The following is a 16,318-nucleotide window of genomic DNA, read 5'->3' as shown; positions in this document are numbered from 1 at the left end:
TTTATTTTTGCCTATTTTATAGGCTTTTGCATTTACTGTCTTTATCGTACTCGAATTTTGTGTTTTGTATACAATATTTTCTTATTGCGTTCATTTTTGGATAATTGCATACGCCAACTTGCCAAATTCCCCAGATCGCACGACAATGCTCGTGGAGGACCGCCATGAACCTGCCTGCATCAAAAACCCCGACCGCCGACGTGCTCTATGAACGTATCGAGACGATGATTGCCGAAGGAAAGTTCAAGGATGGCGAGCGCCTCGACGAGATGCGCCTTGCGCGGGATTTCGGCGTATCGCGCACACCTTTGCGCGAGGCGTTGCGTCTTCTGTCGGCGACGGGACTGGTCGAGCTTATTCCCAATCGCGGCGCCTTTGTGCGCCAACCCGACTTCACCCGTCTTGTGGAGATGTTCGAAGTGATGGCTGAGGTCGAAGCCTGGTGCGCGCGGCTGGCAGCCGGTCGCATCACCAAGGCACAACTGCTGCTTCTGCGCAAAGCCGCGTCTGCCTGCGAAGCCGCTCTTCAAGCGCAGGACTACAAGCGCTACTATGTTGAAAACGCTACCTTTCACACCATGATCTACGAAGCGTCCGGCAACGGGTTCCTGGCCGAAGAAGCCAGCAACCTGCACAGGCGCCTCAAGCCCTTCCGGCAGGCGCAGCTTTCCTTCGGCGACCGCCTGTCCCAATCGATGATGGAACATCGCGAAATCCTGTTGGCCCTTGAAGCGGGCGATGCGGCGCGCGCCGATGCCGTTATGCGCGATCATATCCGCGTGCAGGGCAGCATCTACGAAGAATACCGCCAATCGATAAGCGGAGAGCGCGAGGCCGCCGGCCGGCAAGCCTCGTGAGACCTGCCGCCGACTGCGGGCAGCCCCGTCGCCGAACCTCATGGGAATAGCAGAAGCTCGGAAACCGCAGCCCCTCGCGTCAACCCGGACACGGTCCTGACGATACCCGCTTTGTCGATGCCATAGTGCCGATAGAGATCCTGCACCGTGCCGGTCTGGCCGAAATGCTCGACCCCGAGCGGGATCGTCCGGTGACCGTGGACGGCACCAAGCCAGGCAAGTCCCGCGGGATGTCCGTCGGTGACGGTGACAAGGGTGCAATGGGGCGGAAGGCCGGCAAGCAAGGTCTCGACATGACCGGATGCCTGGCTGACGCCGCGGCGCCGCGCCCGCTGGGCTGCTGTCCAGCCGGCGTTCAGGCGATCTGCGGAGGTCACCGCCAGCACGCCGATATCCCGTCGACTCTCGCCGAGCAGGCCCGCCGCCGCAATCACTTCCGGCGCAATGCAGCCTTGGTAGACCAATACGACATCGGCATTCGGACCGGGCGGCTTCAGCCAGTAGCCACCATCAATCACCCCTTGGCGGAATCGCGGATCGCGGCGCGGCGCGGGCTGCTCGAGCGGGCGCGTTGTAAGCCGCAGATAAACGGAACCACCGGTCTCGTCGCGCAACCAGGTACGCTCGTCCGGCTGACCATCGCCATCGCGCTGCATATAGTCGAATGACCAGTCCATGATGATGGCGAGTTCATCAAGGAATGCCGGCTCGAAGCTCGCCAACCCATCCTGGCTGATGCCGATCAACGGTGTGGCGATGGACTGGTGCGCGCCGCCCTCCGGCGCCAGCGTGATGCCTGACGGCGTCCCGACGATCATGAAACGGGCATCCTGGTAACAGGCATAATTCAGTGCATCGAGACCGCGGCTGATGAAGGGATCATAAACCGTGCCGATCGGCAGCAGTCGCTCGCCGTACAACGAATGGGAGAGACCGGCAGCGGCCAGCAGCAGGAAAAGGTTCATTTCGGCAATACCGAGCTCGACATGCTGGCCTTCCGGCGAAAAATGCCATTTCTGCGCGGACGGCACCCTTTCGTCGCGAAACGTATCGGCCCGCGCATCGCGCGCGAACAGGCCTCGCCGGTTGACCCAGGGACCGAGATTGGTCGAAACCGTGACATCGGGGGCGATGGTCACGATGCGGTCGGCAAGCGCCGTGTCGGTCTTGGCCAATGCATCGAGGATCTTGCCGAAACCGGCCTGCGTCGACATAACCCGGTCCTCCAGCAAGACTGGCCCCTCTGTGGCAATGCGTTCCGCCTTGAAGCGTCGCGGCCCTGGCTCGAAGAACGGCACGCGAGCAAGGAACGCCCTTGCATCTCGGCTGTCGGCCATGGTCGAGAACGGGTCCCATTCCGTTCCGGGCGCGACCTGCATTGCCGCCTGGAACTCGGCCATTTGGCTTGCGGTCATCAGACCGGCATGGTTGTCCTTGTGGCCGGCAAGCGGCGTGCCCCAACCCTTGATCGTGTAGGCGAGGAAAACCGTCGGCCGATCATGATCGATGCTGTCGAACACGTCGGTCAGCGCCTCCAGGCAATGGCCGCCGAGATTGCTCATGAGTTCAGCCAATTCGGCATCGGATCGACGCTCGATCAGCGCTGCCACGTCGCCCTGGTCGCCGATCTCGTCCAGCAGCCGACGCCTCCAGGCGGCCCCGCCCTGGAAGGTCAATGCTGCATAGAGCTGGTTGGGGCAGGCGTCGATCCAGTCCTTCAGGCGCGCTCCACCCGGCTCGGCGAACGCGACCTTCTGCAGCGCGCCGTATTTGACGATGACGACATCCCAGCCGAAGGCCTTGAAAATGGCCTCGATACGCTGCCACAAACCTTCGCGGACCACGCCGTCAAGGCTCTGACGATTGTAGTCGATGACCCACCAGGTATTGCGTAAGTCATGTTTCCAGCCTTCCTGCAAGCACTCGTAGACATTGCCTTCATCCAGTTCCGCATCGCCGACCAGAGCAATCATCCGCCCGAGCGGCCGCTTCTGTGCCCAGGGTCTGGCTGCAATGTAGTCCTGCACCAGCGAGGCAAAGGCAGTGACGGCGACGCCCAAGCCGACCGAACCGGTGGAGAAATCGACATCGTCGATATCCTTGGTGCGGCTCGGATAGGACTGCGCACCGCCAAAGCCACGGAAATTCTCGAGCTTCTCACGCGTCTGGTTGCCCATCAGATATTGGATGGCATGAAACACCGGCGAGGCATGCGGCTTGACCGCAACGCGATCTTCCGGGCGTAACACATGGCAATAGAGCGCCGTCAGGATCGAGACCATCGAGGCCGAAGACGCCTGATGCCCGCCGACCTTGACCTCGCCCTTATCGCGCAGGTGATTGGCATTGTGGATCATCCAGCAGGCAAGCCACAGCAGCTGCTTCTCGATGGATTTCAGAATTTCGATATCGGTGCTTGTCACGACCGTCTCCCAGTCACGCGTTCACGCCTGATGAGTATCCTCCGGCGGCTTTTCGCCCCGCTCTTCTCGGATCTCGTTCCCATCTCTAAGACATCCGGCGGGACGACCGTCCCGCCGGATGGTTTGGCAAGGCGTCAGCCGTTGCGGAAGGTGTAGGCATAGCCATTGATCGCCGGGGCACCGCCGAGATGGGCATAAAGCACCTTGGAACCTTCCGGGAAGTAACCCTTCTTGACCAGGTCGATCATGCCCTGCATCGACTTACCCTCATAGACTGGGTCGGTGATCATGCCTTCGAGACGGGCGCAGAGCCGAATGGCTTCCTTGGTCTCGTCGGACGGCACGCCGTAGACCGGATAGGCGTAATCCTCGATCAGGATGATGTCGTCCGACGTCAGCTCCCGGCCAAGCTCGACCAGTTCGGCGGTGCGCCGGGCGATCTCCAATACCTGAGCCTTGGTCTGGGCCGGCGTGAAGGAAGCATCAATCCCAATGACATTGCGCTCGCGGCCATCCTTGGCAAAGCCGACCGTCATGCCGGCATGGGTGGAGCCTGTCACGGTGCAGACGACGATATAGTCGAACTTGAAGCCGAGTTCGGCCTCCTGAGCACGCACTTCCTCGGCGAAGCCGACATAGCCGAGACCGCCGTATTTGTGCACCGAAGCCCCGGCCGGGATAGCGTAGGGCTTGCCGCCCTTGGCCTTGACGTCCTCGATGGCCTCCTCCCAGCTCTGGCGGATACCGATATCGAAGCCCTCGTCGACCATCTGCACATCCGCACCCATGATCCGGCTCAGCAGAATATTACCGACCCGGTCGTAAACGGCATCTTCGTGCGGCACCCAGCTTTCCTGGACCAGCCGGCACTTGAAGCCAATCTTAGCAGCGACTGCAGCGATCATGCGGGTATGGTTGGACTGCACGCCGCCGATCGACACCAGTGTGTCGGCATTGGAGGCGATCGCATCCGGAATGATATATTCGAGCTTGCGAAGCTTGTTGCCCCCGAAGGCCAGGCCTGAATTGCAGTCCTCGCGCTTGGCATAAAGCTCGACCTTGCCACCCAGATGCTCGGAGAGCCTTTCCAATTTCTCGATGTGGGTTTGTCCGAATGTGAGCGGATAACGCTCGAATTTCTCCAGCATGGGGTTCCCTTTTGCTTGTTACGACACAGAGGAAACGCTACCATCGCTCGAATGAAAGGTGCTCTCTAAGTTGAGCGCAATATTTCATGAAAGCCATTCAAAAATCCAATTAAGGTGGTAAATCTTTCATACTGGTCATATTTTTCGGAAGATTCATTCATGACATCGGAACTGGACCGCATCGACCTGAAAATGCTCCGGCTGTTGCAGAACAACGGCCGGCTTAGCAACGCCGAATTGGCCCAGTTGGTTGATGTGAGCGCCGCGACATGCCATCGCCGCACCCAGCGGCTTTTCGAAGAGGGTTACATCAAGTCAGTCAGGGCCATGGTCGAGCCACAGAAGGTCGACCGCGGGGCGTTGGTGATGGTCGGCGTGGTACTGGATCGTTCGACACCGGAAAGCTTCGGCACCTTTGAAAAGGCGGTCGCCAAGCTGAATTTCGTGCTAGACTGCAATCTGGTCGCCGGCGATTTCGATTACTTCCTGAAGATCCGCGTCCGCGACATGGCCGACTTCAACCGCATCCATGGCACACAGCTGATCGCCCTGCCAGGCGTCCGCCAGACCCGTACCTTCTTCGTGATGAAGGAAGTGGTCGACAATGCCCCCCTGAACTTTTGACAGGTACGTCCAGCATCGCGGTTTTCGCTCACCAACCGAACCAATCGTCACATAGCGGCGTCCGCAATAGAGCAAGGTTGCCTGCTATCGCGCGCCCTGACCAGCCGCCCTGGAACTTCCGTGGTTTGAGGTTAGTTCGTTCTCCGGAGAAGGAGACGGAGAATGAAGCGCCGAAAATTCTTCCGCGATATCGTCACCGGAACTCCGCCTTTGCCATAACGCGCGATACATCGGACTGTTCCGGTTCTTTATCGACGAGCACCCGGTGATGCTTGCCGTTTATCTCGTCGAGGCGGTATCCCAGCAATGAGAGGAGGTTTTCATTTGCGTCGATGATCTCACCGGTCGGCTTAAATTCGATAGCGCCGTGCACCCGGGATACCGCTGCCAGCTTTGCTTCAAATGCTGCATTTCCGCGATGAGCTTCGGTGGTATCGGTTTCGAACTGGCCAGCGGTCGATGACCGCGCTGATAGGCTGGACCTATGACTGCGCCGTCCGATGGAAAGTTGCACCAAAAATCCTTGCCAACCGGGGTGTTCCAAATATGCGTCGGAGCCAATTCCGCACGCCGGAACATACATTCAGACACAAACTGCGAGCCAAGCCTGACTTTGCGACAGGCGCCGGGAGAGCGCTATGCCCGCTTCTGAAACCACGAATGGCGGCCCCGGACCCCGGAGCCGCCTTATCTTCGCAGGCACGCTACGTGTTCACTCTGACCGGTTACTCTGCCGGAGTAGGCATTGCATTGGGCAGCTTGCCCTTTTTGTAGGAGACAGACACCTCTACGAACTCGTCGGCAGCCTTCATGTTCGACTTGGTGACGAGACTGACGGCGATGAATAACAACGCCGAGACCGGCAGCGCCAGCACGCCAGCGTTGAGGCCGAACAGCTTGTTGCCGGTCAGGTACATCCACACCACGAAGGCAACGCCGCCGAGGATAGAGACCAGCGCACCGGCTGCCGTACCACGGCGCCAGAAGAAAGCACCGATGATGGCCGGAACCGTGACCAGCAGACCAACGGAGGCTGCCACCGACAGGATGGCGATCATCGAGAATTCCATCGCGGCAAAGACCAGCGAGACGATGGAGATGACCGGGATGATAAGCTTGCCGATGAAGAGTTGGCGCTCGTCACTCGCCCCACCCGTCACGTTACTCCACACATCGCGGGCAAAGACCGACGACAGGGTAAGGAGGATCGAGTCGATGGTGGAAACGGCAGCAGCCAGAATGCCAACCATGACCATCACGCCCAGAACAGGCGGCACGAAGTTCGAGGCCAGCAGGGTGGAGGTAGCAAGGTCACCCTTTTCCAGTTGCGGGAAGGCGACGAAGGCGGAGAAGCCCCAGAGCACCGACACGACCGTGTAGACGAAACCGAAGCACAGGAAGATCACCAGCATGCGGCGCAGCGCCTTCAGCGAGGCCGGCATGTAGAGGCGCTGGCTCACCTGCGGGTTGGAGATGGCGAAGAAGAACCACGGAATTGTCAGCCCGAGGAAGGTGGTGAAGCTGAAGATGCCGGGTCCGGGCACCTGCAGCAGCTCCGGCTTGGTCGCCTTGATCGCACTGAAGAGGCCGGAGAAGCCGCCCAACTCTATCAGCACCAGACCGCAGACCAGCACCGAGGCAATGATCATCATCAGCGCCTGCAGGCTGTCCGTCCACACCACCGAGCGTATACCGGCCACATAGGAGAAGATGATGGCCAGCACGGTGGAAATGACCACACCCCACAGGAAGGGAATGCCGCCGCCGGTCATGCCCGACAACAGGTATCCCACGCCCGAAAGCTGAACGGCCGAATAGGGGATGAGGAAGACGAGGCTGACGAGACCGGCAGCAACGGCCACCCACCGGCTGCCATAGCGCGTGCCCAGCATTTCATACGGCGTCACGAAGCCATATTTCTTGCCCACGGCCCAGAAGCGCGGGCCGAAGATGGCGACCAGCGACACCCCGGCGAAATAGACGATCTCGAAGCCGAGCGCGCCGACGCCGCCCTTGAAGGTGAGACCGGCGAGGCCGATCATCATGAAGGCCGAATAGGTCGTGGCCGAATAGCTCAGGGCCGACAGCACGCCGCCCATGGAGCGCCCGCCGATGAAATACTCGGACATGCTGGCCGACTCGCCCGAGCGCGAGATATAGGCCACGGCGAAGGAGGCGAGGACGTAGATCACCAGTCCACAGACGACAAGGGAAACACTCATGCCTCGTCCTCCTCGAAGCTGGCGGTCGCCAGAATGTTGAGGACGATAACGGCCACACCTGCCGCACACCAGAACAGAAAGGAGCCATACCATTCCGCCACGTTGGTGAGCAGCGTATAGGGTATGGCGTAGCAGGCGAGGACGACCACGCCTATCAGATATAGAGCAGCTTTCGACATGTTGTGACTTCCCTCTAGAGATTGATCGGTTGTTTCTGTCCGCCTTTTATCCAGCGGTTTGAACGGGAGTTGCGCGGAGCCCAGAGTTCTCCGGCCGTCCGCCGGAGAGCATCAGTGACAGGCTCAGCGCCCGGAAGGTTGAAGACCGGTGAGCCAGCGCTCGATATCTGCCGCATCCGTCACATCGGCATATTTCTGGTCCATGTCATAGAGATTGGCATCATGCGGGGCGCGAGCACGGTCAGCGCAGCAATCCGCCGGAACCAGCACGTTGAAGCCGCACTGCACCGCATCCACCACGGAGGCGCGCACGCAGCCCGATGTAGTGGCGCCGGTGACGACTAGCGTATCCACACCCGCCCCAGTCAGCAGGCCGGCAAGTCCCGTGCCATGGAAGGCGGAGGCGCCCTTCTTGGTGATCACCGGGTCCTGCGGCTGAATGCCTGTTGCCGCATCAATCTCCACCAGTCGGCTGCCTTCCAGAAGCGCAGCCATGCCCGTTGCCTTGCGCAACCATGGCAGCAGGGCAATCTCGCCAGGATGATAGGCAATCGTGGTGTAGATAACCGGATAGCCCTTTGCGCGGGCCAGATCCGTCAGCCGACGGGTCGCGGCAATGGCCGTCGTCATGTCGGCCGCCGTCGGATAGATCGTGTCGGTGAAGCCATAGGAGAAGTCGACCACGACAATGGCCGGCCGTTGACCGCGGGGGACGGGCTGGCCGAAGCCTGCGGCCTGGTAGGTTTCTTGCTGCGACATGGTTTTCTCCCGCGTTTAAGGCTCTGCCGGTCAGGCCCTTGCCATCTGGATGTCCTTCACGACGATGTCGCCATCGATCACCACCGCCTCGTCGTCAAGGAAGAGCGAGCAGCCGCGCATTGGGATGTCGAGATGGCAGGCGGTGTCGTTTGGCCCACCGAGTTCGTTGTTCGGGCCGGTGGAGAACATGACATTGCCGTAGAAGCTGCGCGGTTCCATGCCCATGCCGCCGGGGAAGGCACCGGGTACCAGATTGTGCCACTTCGCGTTCGGATTCATGCCCCAGCCGACATGGCTCATGCCCATGCCGCGCGGATCGTTGAAGGCCGCCATGTAGGACTTCACCAGCTCCGCATCGAGGCCGCCGCGGATGTCGGTCACCCAGCCCTTCTCGATAGTGTAGATGATCGGTTCGCGGACATAGATGTTCTGCGGCAGGAGGATGTCACCGGTCGCGACGACGATCTGGCCGTCAACGCCGTCGTCGTCACCGCCGGTGAAGACGAAGCCGGAGGGCCAATGGTCCCATCGGCCCGGCTCGTCCGTGCAGGCATATTCGGTCACGGTCGGATAGGTGTTGAGCTTGTAGGTGACATCGGTTCCATGCGGCGAGGTGATGCGCATGACCTTGGCCTTGGCGAGCATCTCGCCGGCAATCTCGACCTTCTCCCGGATCTCCTTCGTCGGCAACATGCGCGCGAGCAGTTCCGGCGGCTCGACGGCGGTCAGGATGCGGGTTCCGGCCGCCTGGATCGCCATCTGCTCCGGCGAGAAGAGAAGGAATATGCAGTCGATCAGCATGTCGCAGGCCTTCAGGGCCTCGACCGCGTCCGGCATGGCAGCAAGACCGGTAACGCCGACGTTCCAGCCGCCGACCGGAAGCGGCGCAGGCAGACGCATGTGATACATGCTGGCGCCGAGACGCTGGCCCGCCGCCATGAAGGCGTCGGCATAGTCCAGGCGATCATTGCCCTGGGTGAGTACAATCAGTTTCTCGCCTTCGCGAACACCAGACATCTTCAGCTGGTGCAGGCAGATTTCGGTAAAGCTCGCGTGGTCCATGGCTCGGTGCCTTTCAGTTCGTCGGGCGGATGGGATGGAAATCGAGGGTAGCGGAGAGGAACCCCTCAAGGTCGTCCCAGGGGATCATGTGGCCAGCTTTTTCGACAATCCGCACCTCGATGTCTGGCTTCAGTCGGCGGATTTCATCGATGTCGGATACGCCAATCACCGTCGCGCCACCCGCGACGACGAGGCGCGCCGGCGTCGTAACCTGGGCGATATCGGCATGGATGTCGTCGACGTGAAAACCGTCAAAGGCGGTGCGGATCGCATCCATCTGGCAGGTATGCAACCACTCTGCGCGCAAGTCGTTCTGCTCATCGGTCCAGGTCGGACAGAAGCGGCGCATGTCTGCACCTGAACAGCCTTTCTGTGCCATGAGGATGGAATCTTCGTACCAGGCCCACGCGGCGGGATAAGGCCGCCGCCCGGGTCCCGACACCGGAGGATCGACGAGTATCAGCCCGGAGAAGCTTTCGGGCGCCATGCGTGCGGCACGGATAGCGGTGCGTGCACCCATGGAGTGGCCGAGGACGACCGGTGCTCCAAGACCCGCAGCCGTGACCAGAGCGATGACATCCGCCGCCATGGCGTCAAGCGAGTAATCGAGGTCGCCGGCCTGGCTCAGGCCACGGCCACGTACATCCAGCACATGCACGTCATAGGACCGCGCCAGCCGTTCGGCGACGAAACCCCAGGTGATTGCCGGCGACGTGATGCCCGGCACCAGCAGCATGGCCGGACCATCGCCGGCAAAATGCAACAGGTGATGGCGGATGCCGTTAGCTTGGATATTGTATCCACGGACCATGGGGGTCTCCTCAATAGGCGCCAGAGAGCAGCGTGCCGCCGCCTGGAACGCGGGTGTCGAGCTTCAGCGCCTTCAGCATCTGCCAGGTGGTTGCGATCGCTGCGGTCACGACGGGCTTTCCTGTGACCGCTTCGGCCATCGGCACGGCCGGCAGCGAAGGCATTTGAACGCAGGCCGAGAGCACGACCGCATCGACGTCATCGGTCTTCATGCCACGAACGATATCCGGCAGCTTCATCGGGTCATGAGCAGCCACGGCAAGATTGTCGGGGATTTCCAGTGCGCGCCAGTCCGCAACCTCGATTCCTTCGTTGCGGATATAAGCGACGACCAGTTCGGTGAGCGGCTTCATGTAAGGGGCAACCAGTGCTACGCGCCTGGCGCCGATCGCCTTCAGTCCCTCGACGAGGGCACCGGCAGAGGTGACGACAGGCGCCGGATTGCCATTGGTGACGGTCACGCCCTGCAGGCGCGACTGGCTCTGACAATGGTAGCCGAGGCCCATCGCCATGATCGCGACCAGACAGGCATATCCCATGACCTCGACACGAGCATCGGAAAGCTCCAGCGCGCAGCGGTCGCTGTCGGCGTCCATGGCGGCCAGTTCCTCTTTGGTGACATGCTTCATGCGCATGCGAGAGGAATGGAAGGTAAAGCGCTCGGGCGAGACCTGCTCGCGAAACCGGAGCAGCGCGGGGATCTCGGTTTCCATCGTGATGTTCGAACTGGGCACGATGAGGCCAATGCGGTGGCTTCCCATGGGGGCTCCTTCAATCTGATCTGGAGACATTAATTATTCAAATGAATAATTTCAAGCACAATTTTTCCGCAGAGCTAAATTCTGTGCAAACACTAGAGGGGAGCGCGCAGGCCGGCGGCCAGGAAGCGAACGAGCTGGTCCAGCATTTCATCCTTGCCTAAAGAGGTGAGATGCCCTTCAGTCAGGTCGCCAATGCGTCCAAGATCGTTCAGCATGAAGAGATATGCGCCGACCAGAAAGGCCATGCGCACACTGATGATGTCCTTCGGGAGGTGGGGCAGCACCTCTGAAAGCGTGGCAATGTAGCGCTTGACGGAAGCGTCGTAGACTTCGCGGCGTAAACGCAGGGCGTGCTCCTCCGGCTCAGCATGCAGTCGCGCCTGCATGGCGACAAAGGCCGCTCCGTTGGCACTTGAGTATTTCATGTCCCACTGCGGCTTGAGATAGGCGTAGACAATCTCTTCCACGCTCGGATTCTTGTTTCTCTCCAGCAGTCGGTCGAGATTGACATGTCGGTGACCGGCCAGAACGCCACCGCGCCGTCGGAAGCACTCATCGAAGAGTTCAGCCTTCGAGCCGAAATAATAACGGATGAGCCCCTGGTTGACGCCGGCGCGGGCGGCGATGTCCCGCAAATTGGCACCCTCGAACCCGGCCTCGGCAAATGAAAGTTCCGCATGGTCGAGGATGCGGTCGCGCAGATCTGCCGCATCGCTGGAACCATCTGCTTTCGATGGCCTTCCGACACCTCGCGTTCTTGCTCTGCTCTTTGTTTCCTTTTCGACCACGCTCTACCTCAACATCAACCAGTGGCGGATCGGGGTAATCCGTCACCTTTTACTCAGATGGATAATAATCTACGTCAAGCGCTTGAGGAGTTTCAGGAACTGTTCCTGCTCGCCCGGCGTCAAAGGAGCAAGTGTCGTCTGGCTGATTTTGTGCATTTCCGGCAGCACCGAATCGAGCAGCCTGCGACCGGCATCCGTAATGAACAGCGTATAGCGCCTCCGATCTTCTCTATCCTTCTCGACATGGATTAGTTCCCGCAACAGGAGACGTTCAACGACGCCCTTTGTGGTTGCCGCATCCATGCCCACCAGGCGCCCGAGCGCATTTTGCGAAATGGGCTCGGATGCTTCGCGAAGCCTGTAGAGCGTGGAAAATTGCGGCGGGGTCAGCCCGCCTGTCATCTTCTCGGTGAATAGAGCCATGTGTCGCTGGTACGCAAGTCGCAGCAAGAAGCCAACCTGGTCATCGAGAATGTAGTGGTCGGTCCGCTCGGTCATAGCTCATTCCTGGCATGTTCTCAGGACTGAACTGCAACACGCATTCGGTGTGCGTCAAGAAAAGAATGGTTCGCCCGAGCCAATTGATCCCCCATCTGCAGGGAAAGATGCGTGCTTAAAAATCCTGCAGAATCAAAACCTGCCTCGCTTTCGCGCAAAAAAATCAAACTCCAGGCTCAAATTCATTTGCCTACAAACAAATTTTCTGCTGAATTCCTGACAAGGGTCAAGAAAAAACCCAGAGGGAATCATGACGAACACGCTTGAGCTGACCGTGAATGGGTCAGTATGCCTTGTGTCCGATCCAGGTGAGCGGACTTTGCTCGACGTCATGCGCGACGTGCTCGGCCTTAAGGGCGCCAAATACGGATGCGGCATGGCGCAATGCGGCGCCTGCACCGTGCTCGTCGACGGCAATCCCGCCAGGGCTTGCGTCCTCCGGGCAAAACGGGTGACCGGGCGAGCGATCACGACGCTCGAAGGCCTCGCCGATCCGGACACGGGCCGCCTGTCCCCGGTGCAACAAGCCTTCCTCGAGTGCGAGGGCGCGCAATGCGGCTATTGTCTGAACGGCATGGTGATGAGCGCGACGGCTCTCCTCGACCGCAATCCCGCGCCATCGCGCGAGGAAATCCGCATCGCACTCAGCCACAACCTCTGTCGCTGCGGAACGCATCTGGAAATCATAGCTTCGGTCGAGCGGGCCGTCGAACTCTTGCGGGAGGGGCGGCATGACTGATGACATGCAGCAACCCGGAAGCTTGATCGTCGAGGAGACGCGTCCTGCGGGGCCTGCGATCTTCCTCAGGCTCGACCAGGAGGGTATCGCAACCGGCTACAACGGTCATGTCGATCTCGGCACGGGAATCGAGACCGCACTCGCCCAGATCGTTGCGGAAGAGCTCGACCTGCCTCTCTCGGCCGTGCGCATGGTACTCGGCGACACCGCGCTTACGCCGGACCAGGGGCCAACCATCGCCTCGGAGACGATCCAGGTCGCGGCGGTTCCTCTGCGACTGGCTGCAGCCCAGGCGCGTCGGTTTCTCGTCTCGGAGGCCGCGCGGCGCTTCAATGGGCCGATGACCGAGATGGCGACGGTCGAGGGTGTCGTTCGCTGGGCCGACAGGGCCTGCACCTATGCGGAACTGATCGCCGGCGAGACCATCAGGCTCGAACTCGATCCCGCGACCCCAGTCAAGGACCCTGCGGAGTACCGGGTGGTCGGCCAGAAGACCGGCCGCCGAGACCTCACCGACAAGCTCCGAGGTATGCATACCTACATACAGGACGTCGATGTCGCCGGCATGCTGCATGGCCATGTGGTACGCCCACCCTATTCGGGGCGAGACAGCGGCGCCTTCATCGGTCACAGCCTTCTCGGTTACGACGAAACCGCCGTGCAGAACATGCCGGGTTTCGTCCAGATCGTTCGTGAGGGCGACTTCCTTGGTGTCGTCGCCATGCGGGCCGATCAGGCCAGGGCGATCGCCGAGGCCCTGCCGACACAATGGCAGATGCCACCCGAGATCCCGGACCTCTCCGATCTGCGCCGAAGCCTCAAGGATCACCCCTCGACCCCGCGCAGCCTCGACCGGTCGGGCGACTTTGCCCGGGCGATCGACGACTGCGACGTCGCCCGGCAGCGCACTTATGTCTGGCCCTATCACGAGCACGGCTCGATCGGCCCATCCTGCGCCGTCGCCGACTGGAACGATGGCGCACCGATCGTCTGGTCGGGCACGCAGAACCCGCACATGCTGCGCGGCGATCTCGCCGTGCTCACGGGGCTGCCGGCCGAGGCGATCGAGATCCGCCGCCACCAAGCGGCCGGCTGCTACGGACGCAACTGCGCCGACGATGTGTGTGGCGATGCGCTGATCCTTTCCCGGGCTGTCGGCCAACCGGTCCGGGTTCAGTTGACCCGTGCCCAGGAACACCTGTGGGAACCCAAGGGTGCCGCCCAACTTATGGAAGTGCAGGGAGGCATCAAGGACGGCGACCTGCATGCCTATGCGATCGACACCTGGTATCCCTCGAACCGGGGGCCGAACCTCGCGCTTCTGCTGACCGGCCGGGTCAGCCCGGAACCCCGGGTCTCCGATATGGGCGACCGAACGATCATTCCTCCCTATCGGGTGCCGCACAAACGGATCACGGTGCACGACATGGCGCCGATCGTCCGGGCCGCCTGGATGCGCGGCGTTTCGGCGCTTCCCAATACCTTCGCACACGAAAGCTTCATCGACGAGATGGCATATGAGGCAGGCGAGGACCCGGTCGCCTTTCGTCTGCGCCATCTCGACAATCCGCGTGAGGCGGACCTCGTCCGCCGCACGGCGGCGCATGCCGGCTGGGAGGAGCGAAACGGCCCGAGGCTTCGACGCGAGGGGCGTATGGCCTTCGGCCAGGGTTTCGCCTTCGCCACCTATGTGCACGGCACTTTTCCGGGAACGGCGGCGGCATCGGCGGCCTGGGTGGTGGACGTCGCCGTCGATACCGAGACCGGCGAGGTGACCCTGTCGCGGGTGGTGATCGGCCAGGACCAGGGTCTGGTAATCAATCCCGACGGCGTGCGCCAGCAGATCCACGGCAATGCGATCCAGACGGCGAGCCGCGTGCTCACCGAAGAGGTCACCTTCAGCGAGATCGCGCCCCTCCCGCAGAGCTGGGCGACCTATCCAATCCAGACTTTCCCGGCCGTGCCCGAGATCGAAACCATGCTCATCGAACGCCCGGGCGATCCACCGCTCGGGGTAGGAGAGAGCGCCGCCGTGCCGAGTGCCGCGGCGATCGCCAACGCCATCTTTGACGCGACAGGTGTGCGGATGCGCGAGGTTCCCTTCACGCCGGAACGGGTTCGGGCCGGCCTGATCGCGAGCGGCGCCCGGATGCTGGTGGCCGGACCCGACGCGCGCGATCGTAAGCCGAAGGCGACTGCGTTCAAGCGGCTCCTTGGCTATGGCAGCCTGCTCGGCGGCCTGCTGACGCTCGGAGCCGTATCCCTGCCGCTGCATCGCGCAATCGCGCCGGCGGCGGCGCCCTCGGCCGACACCTTCTCGCAGGTCACGCTCGACAGGGGGCGACAGGTGTTCGCACTCGGCAACTGCGCGACCTGCCATACGGCGGTGGGTGGCATGGCGAATGCAGGCGGACGGGCGATCGAGACCCCCTTCGGCACGATCTGGAGCACCAATCTCACGCCGGATCCGGAGACAGGGCTCGGCCGATGGAGTTTTGAGGCCTTCGAGCGGGCCATGCGGCAGGGTATCAGCCGTGACGGGCACAATCTCTATCCCGCATTCCCTTATACCTCGTTCGCGAAGATCAGCGGCGAGGACATGCTGGCGCTCTATGCCTATCTTCAGACGCTGACGCCCGTCCGACAGGAGGCACCGAAGGCGCAGATGATCGCGCCCACGCATCTTAGACCGGCGCTGGCCGCCTGGAACCTCCTCTACCACGATGCCCGGCCCCTTGAAGCAAATCCGGTGCAAGACGATGTCTGGAACCGGGGCAAGTATCTCGTCGAAGCCGCCGGGCATTGCTCGGCCTGCCACGCGCCGCGCAATGCCGCCGGGGCGGAGATGAAACAGCTGACCGGCACCATGATCAAGGGCTGGTATGCGCCGGCACTCGAGGGTGCCGAGGCCAGCGGGCGCGGATGGACGGAGGCCTCGCTCTTCGCCTATCTGCGGCACGGCCATTCGGACACCGCGACGGCCTCGGGTCCTATGGCGGAAATCGCCGCCGGTCTTACGGCGCTGCCAGACGACGACATCCGCGCCATGGCTCGCTATCTCGCATCCGGCATCGATAGCCCTACAACGGCACGAAGTGTGGCGGCCACGGTACGCCCCGTGCCTCAATCCGACAGAGCGAGCCGGATCTACGAGGCGGCCTGCGGCGTCTGCCACGAGCCTGCGATCGACGGTACGGTGACGGCGGCGCGGACATCGCTTTCGCAATCGGCGGTGCTGCGCGCGCCGGTTCCTGATGCACTCTACACGGTGCTTGACGAGGGGCTGACGGCGCCGGACGGGCTCGATCTCAGGGACATGCCGTCGTTCAAGACAGAATTCAGCGCCGGCGACCGGCAAGCGCTGGCTCGCTATCTGCGCCAACGCTTCGCCCCCGACCTTCCGCCCTGGTGACAGCGACCGCATCTGGCGCGTGCCCGGTAGGCGCAG

The 16,318-nt window shown here is 61.6% G+C and carries 15 protein-coding genes; 4 read left to right on the top strand and 11 right to left on the bottom strand.

All coding sequences use genetic code 11. The annotated features are described in order from the left end of the window. Positions 1-164 precede the first annotated feature (164 nt). Positions 165-857, top strand: a complete 693-nt coding sequence (locus ACLBKR_RS01150) for a GntR family transcriptional regulator (protein ID WP_244713061.1) — start codon at positions 165-167, stop codon at positions 855-857. A gap of 38 nt (positions 858-895) precedes the next feature. Here the strand turns inward: ACLBKR_RS01150 and ACLBKR_RS01145 are convergent, their stop codons facing one another. Together ACLBKR_RS01145 and ACLBKR_RS01140 are read right to left on the bottom strand one after the other, a co-directional pair. Next, a complete protein-coding gene (locus ACLBKR_RS01145; RefSeq protein ID WP_414901691.1) occupies positions 896-3,214 on the bottom strand; it encodes a transketolase-like TK C-terminal-containing protein in 2,319 nt (772 codons plus the stop codon). 200 nt (positions 3,215-3,414) lie between these two features. Beyond that, positions 3,415-4,428 carry a 1-aminocyclopropane-1-carboxylate deaminase gene (locus tag ACLBKR_RS01140; RefSeq protein WP_112831242.1) on the bottom strand — a complete coding sequence of 338 codons (1,014 nt, stop codon included), beginning with the start codon at positions 4,426-4,428 and terminating at the stop codon, positions 3,415-3,417. A gap of 159 nt (positions 4,429-4,587) precedes the next feature. On the opposite strand from ACLBKR_RS01140, the gene ACLBKR_RS01135 reads away from it, so the two are divergent. Continuing rightward, the gene (locus tag ACLBKR_RS01135) at positions 4,588-5,052 is read left to right on the top strand and encodes an Lrp/AsnC family transcriptional regulator (protein WP_112831243.1); all 465 of its coding nucleotides are present in this window, start codon (positions 4,588-4,590) and stop codon (positions 5,050-5,052) included. A gap of 193 nt (positions 5,053-5,245) precedes the next feature. Here ACLBKR_RS01135 and ACLBKR_RS01130 read toward each other — a convergent pair whose 3' ends face one another. From ACLBKR_RS01130 to ACLBKR_RS01090, 9 genes are all read right to left on the bottom strand, one after another. Further along, positions 5,246-5,566 carry a PAS domain-containing protein gene (locus ACLBKR_RS01130; RefSeq protein ID WP_414900319.1) on the bottom strand — a complete coding sequence of 107 codons (321 nt, stop codon included), beginning with the start codon at positions 5,564-5,566 and terminating at the stop codon, positions 5,246-5,248. A gap of 211 nt (positions 5,567-5,777) precedes the next feature. After that, positions 5,778-7,274, bottom strand: a complete 1,497-nt coding sequence (locus ACLBKR_RS01125; protein WP_113438828.1) for a sodium:solute symporter family protein — start codon at positions 7,272-7,274, stop codon at positions 5,778-5,780. Then, positions 7,271-7,453 (bottom strand): hypothetical protein, encoded by a 183-nt coding sequence (locus tag ACLBKR_RS01120; RefSeq protein ID WP_112831246.1) that lies wholly within the window; start codon positions 7,451-7,453, stop codon positions 7,271-7,273. The genes ACLBKR_RS01125 and ACLBKR_RS01120 overlap by 4 nt, the downstream gene beginning before the upstream one ends. 123 nt (positions 7,454-7,576) lie before the next feature. Continuing rightward, a complete protein-coding gene (locus tag ACLBKR_RS01115) occupies positions 7,577-8,212 on the bottom strand; it encodes an isochorismatase family protein (RefSeq protein WP_113443864.1) in 636 nt (211 codons plus the stop codon). Positions 8,213-8,242: 30 nt separating this feature from the next. Beyond that, on the bottom strand, positions 8,243-9,274 hold the full coding sequence (locus tag ACLBKR_RS01110) for a leucyl aminopeptidase (protein WP_112831248.1): 1,032 nt from the start codon (positions 9,272-9,274) through the stop codon (positions 8,243-8,245). A 13-nt stretch (positions 9,275-9,287) separates the two neighbouring features. After that, on the bottom strand, positions 9,288-10,085 hold the full coding sequence (locus tag ACLBKR_RS01105) for an alpha/beta fold hydrolase (protein ID WP_113448208.1): 798 nt from the start codon (positions 10,083-10,085) through the stop codon (positions 9,288-9,290). Between the two features lie 10 nt (positions 10,086-10,095). Further along, a complete protein-coding gene (locus ACLBKR_RS01100) occupies positions 10,096-10,797 on the bottom strand; it encodes an Asp/Glu racemase (protein ID WP_113448277.1) in 702 nt (233 codons plus the stop codon). A gap of 140 nt (positions 10,798-10,937) precedes the next feature. Further along, positions 10,938-11,633 (bottom strand): TetR/AcrR family transcriptional regulator, encoded by a 696-nt coding sequence (locus ACLBKR_RS01095; protein ID WP_113448209.1) that lies wholly within the window; start codon positions 11,631-11,633, stop codon positions 10,938-10,940. A 69-nt stretch (positions 11,634-11,702) separates the two neighbouring features. Continuing rightward, positions 11,703-12,131 (bottom strand): MarR family winged helix-turn-helix transcriptional regulator, encoded by a 429-nt coding sequence (locus ACLBKR_RS01090; protein WP_112831251.1) that lies wholly within the window; start codon positions 12,129-12,131, stop codon positions 11,703-11,705. Between the two features lie 250 nt (positions 12,132-12,381). Here ACLBKR_RS01090 and ACLBKR_RS01085 point away from each other — a divergent pair, with 250 nt between their 5' ends. Then, positions 12,382-12,870: a (2Fe-2S)-binding protein gene (locus ACLBKR_RS01085; protein WP_113437180.1), complete on the top strand. Its 489-nt coding sequence runs from the start codon at positions 12,382-12,384 to the stop codon at positions 12,868-12,870. Beyond that, positions 12,863-16,282, top strand: a complete 3,420-nt coding sequence (locus ACLBKR_RS01080; RefSeq protein WP_113486067.1) for a molybdopterin cofactor-binding domain-containing protein — start codon at positions 12,863-12,865, stop codon at positions 16,280-16,282. The genes ACLBKR_RS01085 and ACLBKR_RS01080 overlap by 8 nt, the downstream gene beginning before the upstream one ends. The last annotated feature ends 36 nt before the right edge of the window (positions 16,283-16,318 follow it).

It is taken from the genome of Paenirhizobium cremeum, from assembly GCF_047553425.1.
Classification (GTDB): Bacteria; Pseudomonadota; Alphaproteobacteria; order Rhizobiales; family Rhizobiaceae; genus Allorhizobium; species Allorhizobium cremeum.
This window is presented reverse-complemented; position numbering and strand designations above follow the sequence as displayed.